Here is a 17,713-nt window from a genome sequence, read left to right as displayed (position 1 = left end):
TGCCTTGCCTGTTCATGATGCGGATTCGGAGGGGGACGGCATGCACAGGGCCGGCACCCCGCCCCCGTTGCGCCGGCTGGTCGGCCGGACGGGGGTCCAGATCCAGGGGAGTCCTCATATGCCGATGACCTGGGGATTTCCCAGGTCATCGGCACTTTTCAAGAGGATGTACGGCTCAGGGCACGTATGACTGGGTGTTGCCGGCCCACAGGGCGCCGCCCTTGCCGGGTCCGCCGGTGCTCGTGTAGACGACGAAGTTGCCGTCGCTCTGCAGCAGGGCGTACGCGCCGGTGTGGCCGCTGGTGTGGGTGGACCACAGCGCACTGCCGGTGCTCGAATAGACCACGAGGTTGCCGTCGCTCTGCATGTAGGCGTAGGCGCCGGAGTGGCCGGAGGTGCCGGAGGACCAGATCGCCTTGCCGTCGTGTTTGCGGTAGATCACGAAGTTGCCGTCCGGCTGCATCACCAGGCGCGTGTACTGGGTCTGGGCCCACCAGCCGCCCTGCAGCTTCTGGCCCGAGCCGATCTTCGTCGACCGCGTGTAGGTGCCGTCCGACCACAGCGAGCCGCCGGTGCCGGGCCCGCCGCCGGAGCCGTAGACCACCATGTTGCCGTCGTCCTGCACCAGGAAGTAGGCGCCGCTGTGCCCGTTGGTGTGGGTCGACCAGAGCGCGCTGCCGGTGCTCGAATAGACCACGAGGTTGCCGTCGCTCTGCATGTAGGCGTAAGCGCCGGAGTGGCCGGAGGTGCCGGTGGACCAGATCGCCGGGCCGCTGCTGCTCGTTCCGTTCGTCTTGAGGTAGGCGACCAGGTTGCCGTCGCTGCCCATCGTGAGCGTGATGTTCGCGCTGCTCAGACGGTGGCCGGAGGTGAGCTTCTGACCGGGCTGGAGCGAGTTGACCGTGCCCGCGCCGCCTGCGAAGGCTGTGGTGCCGTTGGGGGTGCCGAGGCCGGTCGGGCCGTCGTAGCCGGTGCCGGCGGTGCACAGGTAGCTCGTCGAGCAGGTGCCGTCGCTGCCCGAGGTGACGTCGTTCAGCGCCGACCTGTGGCCGTAGGGGTACGAGGACAGGTAGCTGTTCGCGGTCGGGGTGCCGGCGAGTGCGTAGGTGGCCGCGATGAGGGGCGAGGAGGCGCTGGTGCCGCCGTAGACGTCCCAGCCTGAGGCGCCGTAGGTGTCGTAGACGGCGACGCCGGTGGCCGGGTCGGCGACCGCGGAGACGTCGGCGACGGTGCGCTTGCCGCAGCCGGTGTCGGACTGCCAGGTGGGCTTTGCCTCGTCGGCGGAGCAGCCGGATCCGGTGCCGTCGGTGCTGCCATTGGACCAGACCGACTCGCTCCAGCCGCGGGTGTTGCTCGCGCGGCTGAGGGAGGTGCCTCCGACCGCGGTGACGTAGGGGGAGGATGCCGGGTACTGGACGCCGTAGCCGCTGTCTCCCGCGCTGACGGTGATGGCGACGCCGGGGTGGTTGAAGTACTGGACGTCGGCGGTGGTCTCGGTCGGGTCCTCGGGGCCGCCGAAGGAGTTGGAGACGTACTTCGCGCCGAGCGCGACTGCCTCGTTCTCGGCCCTGCCGATGTCGCTCATATTCGTGGAGGAGGCCTCGACGAGCATGATGTGGCACTGCGGGCAGGCCGCGCTGACCATGTCGAGGTCGAGGGAGATCTCGCCGGCCCAGCCGGAGTCCGCGCTCGGGTAGGTGGTGCCGCCGGTCTGGTTCACCTTCTTGAAGCAGCCGTTGGCCGTGGTGCAGGCGGTCAGGCCGTACTGGGACCGGTAGGCGGCCAGGTCGGACTCGGCGTTGGGGTCGTCCATGGCGTCGACGATCGCGACGGTGCGGCCCGAACCGGCGGTGGAGGACGGCAGGTTGTAGGCGCTCTGCAGGTCCGAGGGGCCGTAACCGGACGGGGTGGTGTCCGGGCCGACGGTCAGGTGCTGGACGACGTCGGTGCGGGCCTCGGCGAGGCACGCCACATGGCCCGGTGTGGTGGCGTGGGCGCACAGGTGTTTGACATGGGGTGCCCCGGTGGCCGACGGTGCGGCGGACGCGGTGGCCGTGAGCCAGCCGGTCGACATGAGTGCCGTGGTGGACAGCAGGGCGGCGGCGGATGCCGCCCGACGTCTCCTTGGGAGCAAGGAAATGCCCTTCTTGTGGTGGTGACGATGGGGGACCGGGTGGTCTGCCCATGACATGCGGATGCTGCCGACCGATGCCGATGCGAGATCCGCAGATGGGGGGTGCACGAACGCTAGCCACACCACCGACCACGAACAACGCGGAACAGGTAAATCCTTGATCAGAGATGCGTACGCAGCCGACGGACGATCTCCAGCCACCGAGCCTCGATCGGCGAGCCGCCTACGTCAGCAGGAACACGCACGGTGAGTGCCCGCACGCGCTTCCGCTCCCGGCGCCCCGTCTGGCCGCCCCCATGCGCCGTTGCCGCTGCCGTCGGGGCGGCAGACCGTGGGACGACATACGCCGGATCCAGCGGAAAACGGACAGGAGCACCCGTGGCCGTCATCGTCACCTTTGACCTCGAAAACACTTCTGCCGCCCAGGAGTTGTACGACACCTGCATCGAGCGCATCACCGAAGGCCGCGGCTTCACCTCGCCGGCCGACCTGCCCGTGCCCGGACTGCTCACCCACATCGCCGGACCCGTCGGCGGTTGTTGGCGAGTCACCGATGTGTGGGAGTCTTCCGAGTCGTTCGAGGCCTTCGCCAAGATCCTCGGCCCCGTCCTGGCCAACCTGGGCCACGGGGACCTACAGCCGGACGTCTCGCCCGCCCACAACGTCGTCCTGCGCTGAGCCCAACGACCCCAGAAGAGGCGGGGCGCGGCGGGAAGGCAGGGCTTCTGGTTCGGCCGGTTCCCGGTGCCATGGGCGAGGGGCAGAAGACGCGCCGGTGTCCGCGGGCTCGGGACATGCCCGAGAGACGCCACCTACACCGTCCTGGCTGAACGCCCTGCGGACCGTCTGCCAGTGCTGCGCACAAGGAACTCCTGGGCCACGCCCACATCGGCGTGACCGCAACGGTCTACGCCCACGTCCGCCTCCGCCTCCAGTGCCAGACCATCGGCCTCCTCGGCCACGCCCTCAGCAACCTCGCCGACACCACCATCGAGCCCGACGACAGCGACGACCCGCCGCTTCGTGCAGCACCCGTCCGCTGACGTTGCCGTCAACTACTGCCGTCAAACACCACAGCGGCCCCACCAGAATCAAATCCGGCGGGGCCACTGACGCAATTAAGGAAGGCTGCTAGTAAGACTCAAAGATCGGTGCCATTGACGGGAATCGTCGCGGAAAAATAGGCACAGCAAGTGTACGATCTAGGACCTTGGCCAAGAATCCCGACATGTCGCCAGGGAATTCGAACCACCCTTCACCCCGAGGCTCCTTCACAAGAACGGTCCATGTATCGGGAGCTTCAATGTCCATACGCCTCCAAAAGAGAACGTCCCCGTTGTCCGTTCGGCCGAAAGCGAGCACTTCCGCTGGATCGTCGATCCGATACGGCATTGGCTCACCGGCGTCTCTCAGATACCTGAGCGCCCACAACGAATCGCCAACTTGAGTAGGAAGATCAATGGCCCGCAGTTCACTCGAAGACTGATAGATGTGAATGAAATGCGAGAAGCAGCCCGGACCGTATCGCCGGACCATCTCCTTATAGTCGGCGGGCAAGGCGCAACCAATCAGGCGCTCGACAGACTGCCAGTCGACTTCACCAGGGTGGACACCCGGGGGAGGCGACACTACGGACGCTAGTTCGTCGATGCTCATGCTACCTCCCATTCAAAATTGTGACATTTAGATTGAAGTCTCCGTTGCCATACGCCGAAATGGTTACGGCGCGCGGCGCTAGATCACTTCCCTCATATATAGGAGTGACCGAGTATTGGACAAATTGACCACCTTCTACGGCCAGTCGAACTGCCCTGCGCACCGGCCTACGCAAGGGCGAACTCCTCGGCCTGTGCTGGGAAGACCTCGACCTCGACGGCGGCACCGCCACCATCCGCCGCACCCTCCAGCGCACCCGTACCGGCGGTCTGACCACCCTGCCGACCAAGACCATCAGCTCCGAGCGGCACATCGCGCTGCCGGTCTCCTGCGTCACCTCACTTCGTGCGCACTGCAAGCATCAGGCACAGGAGAAGGACGAGGCGGGCTCGGCCTGGCAGGGCAGCGGTCACGTCTTCACACGGCCCGACGGCCATCCGATCGAACCCGCCACCCTCACCCGGCAGTTCAACGCGCTGCTCCGCGATGCCCAGCTACGGCCGATCCGGTTCCACGACCTCCGCCACTCAACGGCAACCCTCCTCCTGGAGCAAGGCGTCGAACTCGTCGTCATCAAGGAACTGTTGGGCCACGCCCACATCGGCGTCACCGCCACCGTGTATGCCCACGTCCGCCTCCGCCTCCAGCGTCAAGCCATCGACCTCCTCGGACGCGCACTCGGCGACCGAGCCGAGGGCAACGACGGAGACGGCCCGCCGTCTTATGCAGCACCCGTCCGCTGACGTTGCCGTCAACTACTGCCGTCAAACCGCCCAGAGAGACCGCAACGGCCCCACCGGACAATACCGGCGGGGCCGCCGTCTGGTGCGCCTTCCAGCCGACCGTCAGCCAATATCCCCAAAGCGTTAAATGCCACTCAGGGGAAATCATATGGGGCTGCCGAAGTTAAACACGAAGACCTCAGCTTTCTCCCTCACCTGCCAGCAGAGCACGCAGGCGCCTAACTTCACCCACCAAACGCGGTACAGCCTCTCGCGCCATTGCAATAAAGGCCGCATTCTCATCCCAACGCTCGTCACCAGAATCAACGTAGCGCGGGTGTTGAACCAGCGTTGCAGCCACGATTTCGCGATGATCGAAATTAGGCCACCTCTCGGCGTGACCGGTATCCGGCACCGTGCTCACCGCGACAAGATTCATGGCAGAGTCATCGTCCAAGGTCCTGACAAACCAAGGCCCCGGAGTAGCTGCAGAGCACAGCTCCTCGATCTCTTCAAGCTCATCCTGACGCATACAGTCACCACCTTCTACCAGCAGGTTGTCTAACTAGTGGTGGCCCGCAAGTGATAGAGCAGGCCACCCTAACTACATCCAACTAATATCGTTCACTCGAATATCCGAGCCTATCTATGTTCTTATAGAATCTCTTGTCGTTTGTAATGATTGACAATTCATCCTGCATGGCGGAATGCAGGACTGAGGCGTCATCATCCGCAATCATCGGATTGAAGGACTTGCCCCTCCACATAGCCCTGAGTCGATCTTGCAGGGAAGCAACACCATCGCTTGTTGACTCAGGCCCCATACGACCGCCGCGCTCCGCTAGCCAGCTAGCAATATCCTCCGCCGAGTGCCCACCCTCAAGCAGTTCACGGTGGGCAGTAGGCGAGAGCACGGGCGCACGCCCCGCCAAGGCGGCATCTACCTCAGCAGTCTTCGCACCGGAAAGGGCATCCGTCACAGCATTAGTGTCAACCGCCACCTCACCGCAGGTGTTGTGAACCAAGATCGTCGTGCGGCCCGCCACCACATAGTACGTGTGGAGTTGCTGGACGGTCAGGTTCCAGCGGTTTGCGGTGCCAGGGGTGGCGTGGGTGGCGGCAACGTAGGCATGGCCGACGGCGGTATTGAGGGCATCGCCGTTGTGGAGTTTGCCAGCCGGTACCCAACTGTGGGTGGTGTCGTCCCAGAAGGGGTGGTTGGCGGTGGTGTGAAGGGTGGCGGTCTGTCCGTTCTTGGTGCGGATCGTAACGTCGAGAAGGTCGTGGTCGTGGTTGATCCACACGTGCTGGACGGTGCGGGGGCCTCGGTGTTTGCCGGTTGCCGGGTCGCCGGCTTCCACCTTGTCGCCGGGCTTGACCGCGGCGATCGCCTTGGTCTTGCCATGCGCCATCACCACACGGGTCGACGGGCTGAAGCTGCAGCCGCCTTCACCGCCGCCGGAGGCTCCCGTATCGGGTCGGCTGGGAGTTGCGGCGGTTGCTGTGGCTTCTTCCGTGGTCTCGCTGACGACGTTCTTGACCTCCGCCGCGGCCGCGAGGCCGTCCTGGGCGTCGCTGGCCTCGGCCACGGCCGCGGCGGCTGCCTCAGTGGCATCGCCGCCGTCGCTGAATGCCACCGTCGCGAGGACCACCGATGCTTCGGCACCCTTGTACGCATCCGTGTTGGGGTGCGCGTTCAGGACGTGCGCTGCCACGTGGCGCGGCTGTACGTACTTCGGCGGACCCGCAATGCCCGGGGCCATGCCATTCGCCACGTCATGGGGGACGTTGCTTATCGCCCAGCCGGGGTTGTACTGCTCAACCAGGTTGATGACCCCGTCGAGCCACCCGGCTATGGAGTCGCGGAGGGTTCCCGACGTCGGCGGACCGTAGGTGCCCATCTGCTGGGCTTCGCAGACATCGCCGCCGAACTTCGACGCGACGTTGCAGACGGGGCCACTGGACGGAGCCGCTGTGGTGCCTCCGCTGGAGGTCGTGGTGGCGCCGCCTCCTCCCCCGCCGTCGCTGGATGAGGGGCCGCCACCGCCGACCGAGGCTCCGCCGCCTGAGGGGCAGGCTGGGTCGTCCCCGTCACCGCACCTCAGACGCAGGCCGGTGGGGTCGCTGCCGGTGCTGGGGTTGTCCGCGGCATAGGAGTAGCCGCTCATCTGGTTCGGGTCGCCGGCCTCCATCAGGGGGTCGGCGGTCAGGAAGCGTCCCTGGACGGGGTCGTAGTCGCGGGCTCCCAGCAGGTCGAGGCCGGTGGTGCCATCGGTGGGCTTTCCGAGGTAGCCGTGGTTGTCGGCCCACGTTGCCGGCTGCGGACCACGAGGGTTGCCGTAGGGGTCGAAGTAGCGGCGGGTGACCGCCAGGTTCGACGCGGCGAGGTCTTCCGTCGCGGTTCCCTGGGCGTTGGAGACCTCGTAGGTCAGCGTGCCGTCGGAGGACCGTACCTCGGTGATGCCGTCCGGGCCGGGGTAGTACCGCTGGCCCGTGACCGTTGCCGCGCCGGTGCTGAGGGTGAGCTGTTCGGCACCGCCGAAGAGGTAGAGGATCTTGCTGGTCGGCGTGGTCTGCAGTAGCAGGCTGCCGCCGGCGTCGTAGAGGTAGGCGGTGGTCTGGTCCTTGCCGCCGGACGGAGTGGTCACTGAGGCCGTCCGGCCCTCGGCGTCGTAGGCGAAGGACTGCGTGGCGCCGGGCAGGACGGTGCCCGTCATCGCGTTCGTCCAGCGTTGCGCCGACGACGCGTTGCACGTCCAGATCTGCAGCTGCGTACCGTTGGTGGTCGAGGACGACGGATCGTCCAGGCACTTGCCGGACGCGGTGTTGACCAGCGAGCCGTTCGCCCCGGCCTTCCACTGCTGACCGGAAGCACCGTTACAGGTGTACAGGTCGATCTTCGTACCGTTGGTCGTCCCGCCACCCGACGCGTCGAGGCACTTGCCCAGCACCCGCACCGTGCCGTCGGTCCCGATCGTCCACTGCTGCGCGCCGGAGCCGTTGCACGTCCAGAGGTCGATCTTGTTGCCGTCGGTGGTGCCGGACGCGGAGTCGTCGACGCACAGCTTCGTGCCCGAGCGGGTCATGCCGGAGACGAGCGGGCCCGCCGTGGTGACCGTACGGCCGGTGGTGTTACCGGCTCCGTCGCCATAGCGCGGCGTCATCGTCGCCGTGCCGCCCGGCCCGGTGGTGGTGATCTTGGTCGCGGCGTTCGCCAATGTGGCGGGGGACGTGCCGCTGCCGGGGTAGGTCGCCGTCTGGGTGACGTCGTTCGCGGTGGTGCCGGAGGTGTCGTGCTGAACCTGCTGGGTGCGGTCGCCCAGGGCGTTGTAGGTGTACGACTGCCAGTACGGGGCCGGGCCGCCGATCGTCGATGCCGACGGCGTCGTGGTCGTGCATCCGCCGGTGCTGCCGGTCCCGGCCGAGGTGAGACCGGCGGTGTCGGTCCAGGCCGTCGTCAGTCGGTTCAGGTGGTCGTAGGTGAAGCACTGGGTGTCCGTGGTGCCGCCGGACTGGCTGTCGGAGACGGCGGTGACGTCGCCTGCCTGGTTGTAGCGGTAGCTGGTGACGTCGAGCGCGGAGGTGGAGCTGGTCTGCAGGTTCACGCTGGACTGCGTGACGCGGCCGGTGGCGCCGTCGTAGGAGAAGGTCGGCTCGACCTGCTCTCCGTACAGCCCCCACCGGGTGTCGGTCACCTGGCCGAGCGGGGTGTAGTCGGTGGTGTCGAGGTAAGTGTTCTTGCCGCCGAACCCGCCGAGCAGGCCCTGCATGTCGTAGCCGTAGCCGACGGTCTCGGAGGGGAGGCCGCCGTCCGCGCCGTAGTCCGTCTCGGAGAGCAGACCCATGACGGGGGTGTAGCTGTACTTGACGGTGTAGGTGTTGGAGTTGCCGCCGGTGCCGTTGCTGGGGAAGCCGGTTGACGTCGGGATGGTCGTGGAGGTGCCGGTGGGCTTGTAGTCGGTGGTGTAGCCGGTGACGGCCTGGGTGTAGGCGTCTCCGCCGGCGCCGCCCACGTAGCGGGTCGAGGAGGTGGGGTGTCCCTTGGCCAGGGTGTCGTAGCTGAAGGACGTGAGTTCCTTGCTCGGGTCCGGGGTCGCGGACCAGGCGCCCGAATACTCGGCGGTCTTACGGTCCAGGGCGTCGTACGCGTACGACAGGGTCTGGCCGCGCGCGTCGGTGGTCTGCAGCAGGTTGCCGAGATCGTCGTACTTGTCGAACGTCGTGGTGCCGGTGTCGGGGTCGGTCTGCTTGGTCTCCTGGCCCAGCAGGTCGTAGCTGTAGGTCCACTTGTTGCCCGCGTTGTCGCTCATCGTGGCGACCTGGCCGGCGGGCGTATGGGTGTAGCTGGTGACCACCGCGTCGGATGCCTTGCCGGTCGCAGTGGCCGTGTCGTCGTACACCCAGGTCGCGGTGGTCTGGCCGAGGGCGTTGGTGAAGGCCGAGGTCGCCGTGCCACCGGATGCCGGAGTGGTGTCGGTGCGGTCGACGCCCGGGTAGGCGGTCGTGGACTGCCACTGCTGCGTTCCCTTGGACCACAGCTGGGTGGCGGTCGTGCGTCCCTGCCCGTCGTGGACGGCTACCTGCTGCGAGGGCACCTGGTTGTCGTCGGCGACCCACACAGTGGTCGTCGGGGAGGTGCTGCTCTCGTAGTAGGAGCTGTTGGCCTTCCGCGCCCAGCCGTGGCTGTCGTAGAAGGTGTCGGAGATCAGCCGCCCGGCCTGGTTGTTGGCGGTGGTGGACTGCGTCTGACGCAGCTGCAGCATGCCGTCGTAGATGTTGATGGCGGTGTTGTAGGTGCCGTCGTCGCGCAGGGTGTTGGTGGTGATGGTGCTGGGTGCCGTGCCGTTGACGGCGTAGGTGAAGGTTCTGCTGGCGCTTTGCGAGGTCGGGCGTCCCGGCAGCCACATCGCGGTACGGCGTCCGAGTGCGTCGTAGTCGATGGTGGTGGTACGGCCGTTGGGGTCCGTGCTGGTCATCGTCAGGCCGCGCAGCGGGTCCATGACGGATGTGGTGGTCCAGTTCCGCGGGTTGGTGGTGACGAGCTGGGTCGGGAGCTGTCCGGTGGTGGGGGTGAAGGTGGTCTTGGTGGTGTTGCCGGCCGCGTCCTGGACCTGGATGGCGCGCCCGTACTGGTCGAAGTGGGTCGCCTGGGTCGTGCGGTAGGAGGGGGCTCCGCCGCTGTAGCCCGTGATGATCTGGGTGGCTGTGAGGTCGCCGGTGGCGCCCAGGTGGCCGAACGTTCCCGGATTGGCGACGGTGCCGTCGCCGTCGTAGAACATCCGCTTGTCCGAGATGGTGGTGCTGCTGCCGGGTGTGGTGCTGCAGGGGCCGGCGACGGAGAGGATCTCGTCCGGGTAGGAGAGCATCATCGGGTTGCCGCTGGGCGGGGTGGCGTAACTCGTGGTGGCGCACTTCTCCTGGGAGGCCACGCTGACGTCGCCCTTGGCGTCGATCGTGGTGGGCAGGGCATCGCCGTTGTACGACGTGTCCGTCTCCGCCTCACGCCAGCCGCCGCTCGCGAGCAGCCCGTACGTCCGCTGCTGGCTGGTCTTGATCATGCGGGCGACGACGGCGGGCAGCGAGGAGCCGCTGCTGTGGGTCGCCGTGGTGGTGTAGGACTGCGGGAGGTCGATCTGTTTGGCGTCGATGCTGCCGCCGGCCTGCGTGTAGGTGTCGGCCTCCAGCGGCGTCCCGCTCAGCCAGTCGCTGTCGGTGACGGTGTCGCCGACGCTGTCCGTCACGTTGACCGAGCGCTTGGATCCGTCCGCGAGGACGTCGCCGTCCATGCCCTGCAGGTATGTGGTGGTCTTCTGGGTGATCGGATCTGGGGACGCGCCCGTGGTGACGGTGACGGTGCGGTAGCCGCGGAACTGGTCCCACGTGCGATAGGTGTCGTCGGTCAGTTCGGAGTCGTCGCGATGCCAGGCGGGCTGGGAATACGTGTAGTTCGAGACCTGCATCGGTGAGCCGACGCCGGTCTGGTCGGAGACGTCGACCGTCTTGACCCGGGTCTTGTTGAACCAGTCGGAGACCGGTGTGACGCCGCCGGGGATGGTCCAGTAGACGTTGTAGCAGGACATCGTGTCGGCATCGGGCGACGACGGCATCGTCTTGTTCAGCCGGGAGCAGTCCGGGTCGTCATAGGTGACGGCGATGGACTCGCCGGTCTCCGTGGTGATCGAGGAGATCCGCGGATGGAACAGCGACGGCTCGTTGCCGCCGTCGACCCGGTTGTCGATCTCGGTACCGAGGAAGCTGACCTTCGGCTGCGTGATCGCGCTGCTGCTGCCGCCGCTGGTGTCGTCACCGGTGTGCTGGAGGGAGCTGAGCCACATCACCGACTGCAACTCGCCCTGGTCGGCCGCGTCCTTGCCGGACTGACCGGTGACCGGGTCGACGGTGCCGCCGGCGTCGGAGTATGTCTGGTTCAGCTGGTAGGTGTCGACGTTGGTCAGGGTGCCGCCGACGTTGACCTGGGTGACGACCGAGTCCAGCCGATCGGTGGACCAGAAGGACGGAGCCGTGGTCAGGCAGACGTTCGAACCGGTGCCGGACGTGGTATCGGTCGAGGCGCAGTTCAGGTCGTAGGGGGTGTCCGGCCAGTTGGTGGCGGTCTTGTCGTTGAGGTTCGCGTACGAGCAGTCGGTGAACGTCGACGAGGTCTGGCAGCGCTGGGCCGTCTTGAACAGCACGCGCGCGCCGGGCTTGCTCCCGGCGGCCTCGTCCGTCAGCTGGTAGCCGTAGTCGATCTCTGTCAGGTAGCCGCCGCGGACGTACTTGGTCAGCGTTCCCGAACCGCCGGAAGCGGCCACCTGGCCGCCGCCGCGGTCGTAGTAGTTGGTCTCGGTGGCGTAGGTGTAGCGCTGGACGTTGGTGTGCGGGTCGACGACGAAGTCGAGGTTGAACCGGTAGCCCATCGTGCACTGGGAGTTCTTGCCCTGGCCGGAGTCGTAGCAGGGGTCTCCCGACTTGGGGCTGTAGACCGGTTCGCCCCAGGCGCTGTTGGTGGCCGCGTCCGAGGTGGCGCCGGGGGCGTGGTTGCGCCCGAAGTAGTAGGTGGTGCCGTCGGTCGTGGTGACCTTGAAGTACTCGCCGTTCCACAGGCCGTTGTCCGCGCCGCCGAGTTCCTCGATCTTGGTTCCGTCGTCGCCCTGCAGGTGCCAGGTCTGGGTCGCCGTCGGCGTGGCGGAGTTGCCGGCGTCGTCACGGACCAGGGTTCCGGAGTGGCCGCCCAGGGAGAGGGTGGCGAGCCAGCCGCCCCAGCACAGGTCGGCGGAGCCGCTGATGCCGTCCTGCTTGCACGGTTTGTAGGAGCGCTCGATGAAGCCGGGCGAATATGACCAGCCGTCACCGATCCACGACGACTGCGAGTTGCGGGCGGAGGTCTCGCCGTCCTCGGACTGGGAGTCGTAGGAGAACGCCACCGAAGGGGCCGAACCGCCGAGTGACCGCGGCACGGAGATCGGGTACGAGTAGGTGAACGCGCCGGTGCCGTTGGCGCCCCAGCTGCCCGAGGGGTTGAGGCTGGTGGCCGTGTAGTCGCCCTGCGAGCCGGAGGTTCCCGAGACCGCCTCGACGGCGGTCATCGGCGCCACCGAGGCGGAGCGGGACACGGCGTCGGGATGGTTTCCCGCACCGGCCGCACCAGAAGTCGTGGCGCGGGGCAGGTCGAGAGTGGCCGTGAGCTTCTTGGCGACCGGATTGTTGGCAGAGGCGAGCGGGGTGCGCTCCCGGCACGCGGGCTTCTGAGGGGTCGTCAGGATGCAGCCGGGTACGGTCACCAGGTGCAGGCGGGAGGCGAACCCGCCGCCGTATGCCTTGTCGAGGGCGGAGTAGTCGAGGGTGATCGCCACGCGGCCCGACGACGCAGCGCCGTCGGTGCGTGCGAAGCCGACCAGCATGCCGTCGGCTCCGGCCGCCTGGGCCTGGGCGTGGCCTGCCAGTTGTACGCGCACCGCGGCCGGCGCGGTCGGAGCCGCACCGCGCTTCTTCGCCGCCTGCTCGGCCGGACCGACCCACACCGGCAGGTTGCCGGCCCGCACGGGGGAGGTCGCCTTCTGGGCAGGTGACTTGCCCTTCGCAGCCGCCGTGGTGGCCGATGGCTGTGTGCCCGGGCTCAGCACGACCGTGCTGCTGCCCGCGCTCGGCCAAGCCGGGCGAGACGGCCGGTAGGTCCGCAACGGCTTGACGCTCTTCGGGGATGCGACGAGGCGCTTCGCCAGAGGGCGTCCGCCGACGCTGGGCGTCTTGTACGTCGGCCCGGCGCTCCACAGCTTGCCGTCGTAGTGATACTCCGGCACCCCTTGGGCGGCAGCCGCCGACACAACCAGCGTGGAAGCGGCGACGGTCGCTGTCGCCACCGTGAGCCCACGCCCCCACATCCGTCTGCGCACGGTTGCGAACCAGCGCACGCCAGAACCCACCTTGAAGCCCCCCTCTTGCCGAGCGCCCCAAAGTGAAGAAACGGTAAGGAACCCGTAACGGCGCAGTGACGGCAGAACCGGAGGAACCTTATTGATCAGACATCAGTTCGGCAATAGCCTTTGCCGGCGGTCCCGCCGGGAACTGCGGCCGCTTCTGTCACTCAACTCGCCCATCAGCGCCGGGCGACGGCAACGCGGGGCACGTCCAGTCCACCCGCGTACACGTACGTCACTGATGCCTCGTCGGACCGGACACCTGTCCTGATCCACACCTCGAAGGGGTTCCCATGGGGGGAAGAACGCACCTGCACCGCGGGCGATGGCGCACCGCGCCGCACCAACTGGCCGTCATGTCGGTCCTGGGGGCGCTGGTCTTCGGGGCAGCCCCGATCGCCGCCGCGGCGAGCAGCGACCCCACCCCCGGCAACCCGACCCAGAGTGCCCTCCTCCAGGCTCAGGCCACCGGTAAATCCGTCCCGATCGACTCGCTGACCAGCGAGACGACGACCACCACGGCCAACCCGGACGGATCACTCACGACGACCGAGTACGTGCAGCCGGTGCGAGTGATGAAGAACGACGCCTGGACGCCGGTGGACGCATCGCTCGTGAAGAACTCGGACGGTTCGTTCAGTACTGCGGCGACGCCCAACGGCGTCACCCTCTCAGGCGGCGGCAGCGGCCCGCTCGTCAGCCTCACCGACCAAGCCGGCCGTAGCCTCTCGCTCTCCGTGCCGTTCACCTTGCCGACCCCGGCGATCAGCGGGGACACCGCGCTGTACTCTTCGGTGCTGCCCGGCGTCGACCTCGAAGCCACCATCAGCGACCAGGGCGGCTTCAGCGACGCGCTGATCGTCCACGACGCCACGGCCGCCGCCAACCCCGATCTGCGCCGGCTGACCCTGGCAGCCACCACCCGGGGACTCACCCTTGCCGGCACGGCTGACGGCGGGATGACCGCGAACGCGGCGGACGGCACCACCGCCTACACCGCCAGCGCCCCCATCATGTGGGACTCCAGCACCCCCAAGGCCAGCCCGCAGGCCGCGTCCCTGCGCTTGGACAACCCCACGCCCACCGCCTCGCCCACCGACGGACCGGCACCGGGAGCCGACGTCGCACCGGTGACCATGACGACCACCAGCAGCGGCCTCACCCTGACCCCCGACTCGTCCATGCTCACCGGCACCGGCACCACCTGGCCGGTGTACATCGACCCGGGCGTCGCCCCGAGCGAGCCCACCAACCACTACTTCGAGGCCCAGCGGGGCTGCGACTCCTCATCGGCCAGCTCCCACGAGTACGACTACCCGCAACGCTACGGCGAAGGAGTCGGCTACCAGCGCTACGACTCGTCCAACGGCGACTGCATCGGCGCCCAGCGCACGTTCTACGAACTGAAGACGAGCAATCTCAACAGCAGCATGCACATCCTGTCGGCGGACCTGCATCTGACGGAGACCTACGGCGAGGCCCACGGCTGCACGCACACCGCACCCGTCACCCTCAAGTGGACCGGACGCATCACCTCCGGCATGTACTGGGACACCCAGCCGAGCGTGGTCTCCACCATCGGCACCCTGCATCCGCCCAGCGCCTACAACGGCGCCTACGTCAGCGCACCCACCCCTTGCGGCGACCAGGGCGTGAAGTTCGAGGTGACCGACCAGATCGCTTCCGTCGCCGCGGCCAACGACGACACCTGGACAGTCGGCCTCTACGGCAACGAGGACTCCTCCGCCAGCGACATCGACTTCATGCGGTACTCCACCAACCCGTACATCCAGACCACCTACGACATCCCGCCCGACACCCCGGTCATCGGGGCCACCACGCCCGACACACAGAACCCCTCCGGCCCCAACTGCGGTAGCAGCACACGGGGGTGGATCGGCCAGACCACTCTCGACGGCAGCACCAGCGGCATCACGCTCAACGCCGAGCTGGCCTCCCACGTCAGCGGCGAGAACGTCAAGGCCGACTACACGGTCTGGGACGACCAAACCGCCAACAGCAGCGGAAACGCGGCCACGGTCGCGACACCGAGCACCGGTTACGTTGCCTCCCACACGACAGTGCGCACCAACATCGGCACCACGGTGCAGGACGGCCACCAGTACGGATGGCAGGCCCGCGCCTACGACGGAACTCTGTACTCCGGGTGGAGCAGTCCATGCGGTTTCAGGGTCGACCTGACCCCGCCGTCCCAGGCCGCGGTGACCACACCGAGCGCGGTGTTCCCGCCCTCCGGAAGCGGCCAGACGCCCACCGGGCACGCCGGCCAGACCAGCAGCGTCACCGTCACCAGCAGCGACCCCACACCGACCGGGTGCACCCGCGGCACCTGCCTGTCCAGCGACGTCTGGCGCTTTTGCTACGCACTCGACGTACAGCCGGCGGTCAACTGCCCCGACTACGTCACCGCGACCGCCAACTCCAGCGGCACACCAAGCGCATCGATCCCGCTCGATCCGACGACCTGGGGCACCCACACTCTCTACGTCGAGGCCGAGGATCACGCGGGCAACACCCAGGCGCTGGCGACCACTTACACCTTCTACGCCCCCTGGAACCCGGCCAGGAAGGTCACCGCGGGCGACCTCGACGGGGACGGCGTCCCCGACCTGCTCGGCACCACCAAGAGCGGCGACCTCACGCTCCTGCCGGGCAACACCGACCCCGGCAACTCCCCCACCGTCGCCTCCACCGCGTCCCGGAGCCCCAACGGCAAGAGCGGCTGGAACGACTACCTGATCACCCACCGCGGCAGCATCAAGCAGGACGGCCTGGACGACCTGTTCGCGTACGACAAGAACAGCCACGACCTGTACGTCTACAAGAACGACGGTGCCGTCTCCGGAGGGACCGCCGGCCACTTCACCGACACCGCGGACTACAGCTCTCTCGCCAGGCCCCAATGCCTTCCCACGGCGGACAACGCCACCAACTGCGCCACGTACAACACGGCCGACTGGTCCTCGGTGACCCAGATGATCGCCCCCGGCGACATCTACGGAACCGGCTACCCCGACCTGATCACGATCGAGAACAAACAACTCTGGCTCTACAAGGGTTCAGCGCAGGACAGCAGCTACTTCGGCCCCGCCACCGGCGGCACCGCCGGCACCACGCCCGTGCTGCTCGGCACGGGCGACTGGTCCCACTTCACCCTCATCGCACCCGGAGCCGTCAGCAACACACCGACCCTCTGGGCCCGCGACAACAACACCGGAACCCTCCACACCTTCCCCCTCACCCCTGACGGCAACGGCCTGCCCCCGTTGTTGACCGCACCCAGCTCATTTGCGCTGGCCTCTGGGCTGACCGCCGCGGACGGCTCCGGCCTGTGCGCGGACGACTCCCACTCCGCCACCCAGAACGGCAACAAGATCCAGATCTGGGGCTGCAACAACACCCTGGCCCAGTCCTGGACGCCCGCCAAGGACGGCTCGATCCGCGTGCTCGGCAAGTGCCTGGACGTCACCCACAGCGGCACCACCGACGGGACCCTGATCGACCTGTGGACCTGCAACGGAAGCGGCGCCCAGCAGTGGACGCCCGGCTCCAACCACTCACTGGTCAACCCGGAGTCGGGCAAGTGCCTGGACGACCCCAACTCCTCCACCACCCCCGGGACCCAGGTGCAGCTGCACGCCTGCAACGGCACCGGCGCACAGAGCTGGACATCCAGTGCACCGGGCACCTGGAACAGCACCCGCGCCACCACTCTGCCTGTCACGCTCGCGCCCAGTGACTACCCGACCATCGCCTCGCCCGGAAACCTCAACGGAACCACCGCCGGCTATCCCGACCTCTACACGACCACACCCGCCGGCGAACTCATCGAATACCCCGGCGCCGCCCCCGACACCAACGGCACGGCCACCTTCGGCTCCCCCGTGACCATCGGCTACTACAACGCCGCCAGCGCCGCCTGGCCCCTGAACGACGCCACCGGCACCACCGCAGCCGACTCCATCGGCACCAACAACGCCACCCTCAACGGCGCCGCCACCTGGACCAACGACTCCAGCCGCGGAAGCGTCCTCAGCCTGAACGGCACCACCGGCTACGCCGCAAGCGCCTCCAGCGCCCTCCAGACCGGCACCCACACCGACCCCGCCGACGGCACCACCACCGACAACAACAGCTTCAGCGTCTCCGCCTGGGTCAAGCTCAACGGCCTGACCAACAACTCCACCTTCGTCTCCCAGTCCGACAGCGCCGGCAACGCCAACGCCTTCCAGCTGTACTACTCCTCCGGCGCCCAGGTATGGGCCTTCGGCCGCCACAACGACGACACCACAAGCCCCGGCTTCACCGCCGTCTACGGCTCCAAAGCCACCACCGGCGCGTGGACTCATCTCGTCGGTGTCTACGACGGCCCCACCAACACCCTCAACCTCTACGTGAACGGCACCCTCACCGCGACCAGAACCTTCGCCGGCACCCCCTGGAACGCCACCGGCCCCGTCCAGATCGGCCGCCGCCTCTACCAAGGCACCTACGGCGAATACGCCAACGCCGCCATCAGCAACGTCCAGCTCTATGGCACCGCGCTCCCGGCATCCGAGGTAAGCGCACTCGACTACGAGCAGACCCCCTACACCCAACTCAGCTAAACCCGACCCCGTGCGGGCCCCCGCCTCAGCCAGAGTGGGGGCTCGCACGTCGCGGTCCTCCCGCGGCGCTGGCGTGGCGAACGCTCCCTGGGGTGGATCTTGAACACCCGCCGCAAACGCCTGCGCCAGCACAGCGAAGCACACCTGAACTGGGCA

The 17,713-nt window shown here is 67.5% G+C and carries 7 protein-coding genes and 1 pseudogene; 4 read left to right on the top strand and 4 right to left on the bottom strand.

What is annotated here, in order from left to right:
• Window positions 1–175: 175 nt before the first annotated feature.
• Complete coding sequence (locus tag AB0L75_RS38225; RefSeq protein WP_365190701.1) at window positions 176–2,074, bottom strand: hypothetical protein; 1,899 nt, start codon at window positions 2,072–2,074, stop codon at window positions 176–178.
• Between the two features lie 438 nt (window positions 2,075–2,512).
• On the opposite strand from AB0L75_RS38225, the gene AB0L75_RS38220 reads away from it, so the two are divergent.
• Together AB0L75_RS38220 and AB0L75_RS38215 are read left to right on the top strand one after the other, a co-directional pair.
• The gene (locus AB0L75_RS38220) at window positions 2,513–2,812 is read left to right on the top strand and encodes a hypothetical protein (protein WP_365190700.1); all 300 of its coding nucleotides are present in this window, start codon (window positions 2,513–2,515) and stop codon (window positions 2,810–2,812) included.
• A 215-nt stretch (window positions 2,813–3,027) separates the two neighbouring features.
• The gene (locus AB0L75_RS38215) at window positions 3,028–3,177 is read left to right on the top strand and encodes a hypothetical protein (protein WP_365190698.1); all 150 of its coding nucleotides are present in this window, start codon (window positions 3,028–3,030) and stop codon (window positions 3,175–3,177) included.
• Between the two features lie 88 nt (window positions 3,178–3,265).
• Here the strand turns inward: AB0L75_RS38215 and AB0L75_RS38210 are convergent, their stop codons facing one another.
• Entirely contained in the window at window positions 3,266–3,790 is a 525-nt protein-coding gene (locus AB0L75_RS38210; protein ID WP_365190697.1) for an SMI1/KNR4 family protein, read from the bottom strand.
• 152 nt (window positions 3,791–3,942) lie between these two features.
• Between AB0L75_RS38210 and AB0L75_RS38205 the strand changes: the two are divergent.
• Window positions 3,943–4,533, top strand: a pseudogene (locus AB0L75_RS38205) (site-specific integrase); the annotation flags it as partial.
• 178 nt (window positions 4,534–4,711) lie between these two features.
• Here the strand turns inward: AB0L75_RS38205 and AB0L75_RS38200 are convergent.
• Together AB0L75_RS38200 and AB0L75_RS38195 are read right to left on the bottom strand one after the other, a co-directional pair.
• Complete coding sequence (locus AB0L75_RS38200) at window positions 4,712–5,044, bottom strand: hypothetical protein (RefSeq protein WP_365190695.1); 333 nt, start codon at window positions 5,042–5,044, stop codon at window positions 4,712–4,714.
• Window positions 5,045–5,126: 82 nt separating this feature from the next.
• A complete protein-coding gene (locus AB0L75_RS38195; RefSeq protein ID WP_365190693.1) occupies window positions 5,127–12,923 on the bottom strand; it encodes a ricin-type beta-trefoil lectin domain protein in 7,797 nt (2,598 codons plus the stop codon).
• 299 nt (window positions 12,924–13,222) lie between these two features.
• Here AB0L75_RS38195 and AB0L75_RS38190 point away from each other — a divergent pair, with 299 nt between their 5' ends.
• The gene (locus AB0L75_RS38190) at window positions 13,223–17,557 is read left to right on the top strand and encodes a LamG-like jellyroll fold domain-containing protein (RefSeq protein ID WP_365190692.1); all 4,335 of its coding nucleotides are present in this window, start codon (window positions 13,223–13,225) and stop codon (window positions 17,555–17,557) included.
• Window positions 17,558–17,713: the final 156 nt, after the last annotated feature.

This window comes from Streptomyces sp. NPDC052101 (genome assembly GCF_040680235.1).
Classification (GTDB): domain Bacteria; phylum Actinomycetota; class Actinomycetes; order Streptomycetales; family Streptomycetaceae; genus Streptomyces.
Note: the sequence above shows the minus strand (reverse complement) of the source record. Positions and strands in the feature narration are given on the sequence as shown.

Bases quoted from the DNA above. Each gene is read 5' to 3' on its own strand.
- AB0L75_RS38190 (WP_365190692.1), top strand. From the start codon at position 13,223: ATGGGGGGAAGAACGCACCTGCACCGCGGGCGATGGCGCACCGCGCCG.
- AB0L75_RS38210 (WP_365190697.1), bottom strand. From the start codon at position 3,790: ATGAGCATCGACGAACTAGCGTCCGTAGTGTCGCCTCCCCCGGGTGTC.
- AB0L75_RS38200 (WP_365190695.1), bottom strand. From the start codon at position 5,044: ATGCGTCAGGATGAGCTTGAAGAGATCGAGGAGCTGTGCTCTGCAGCT.
- AB0L75_RS38225 (WP_365190701.1), bottom strand. From the start codon at position 2,074: ATGTCGACCGGCTGGCTCACGGCCACCGCGTCCGCCGCACCGTCGGCC.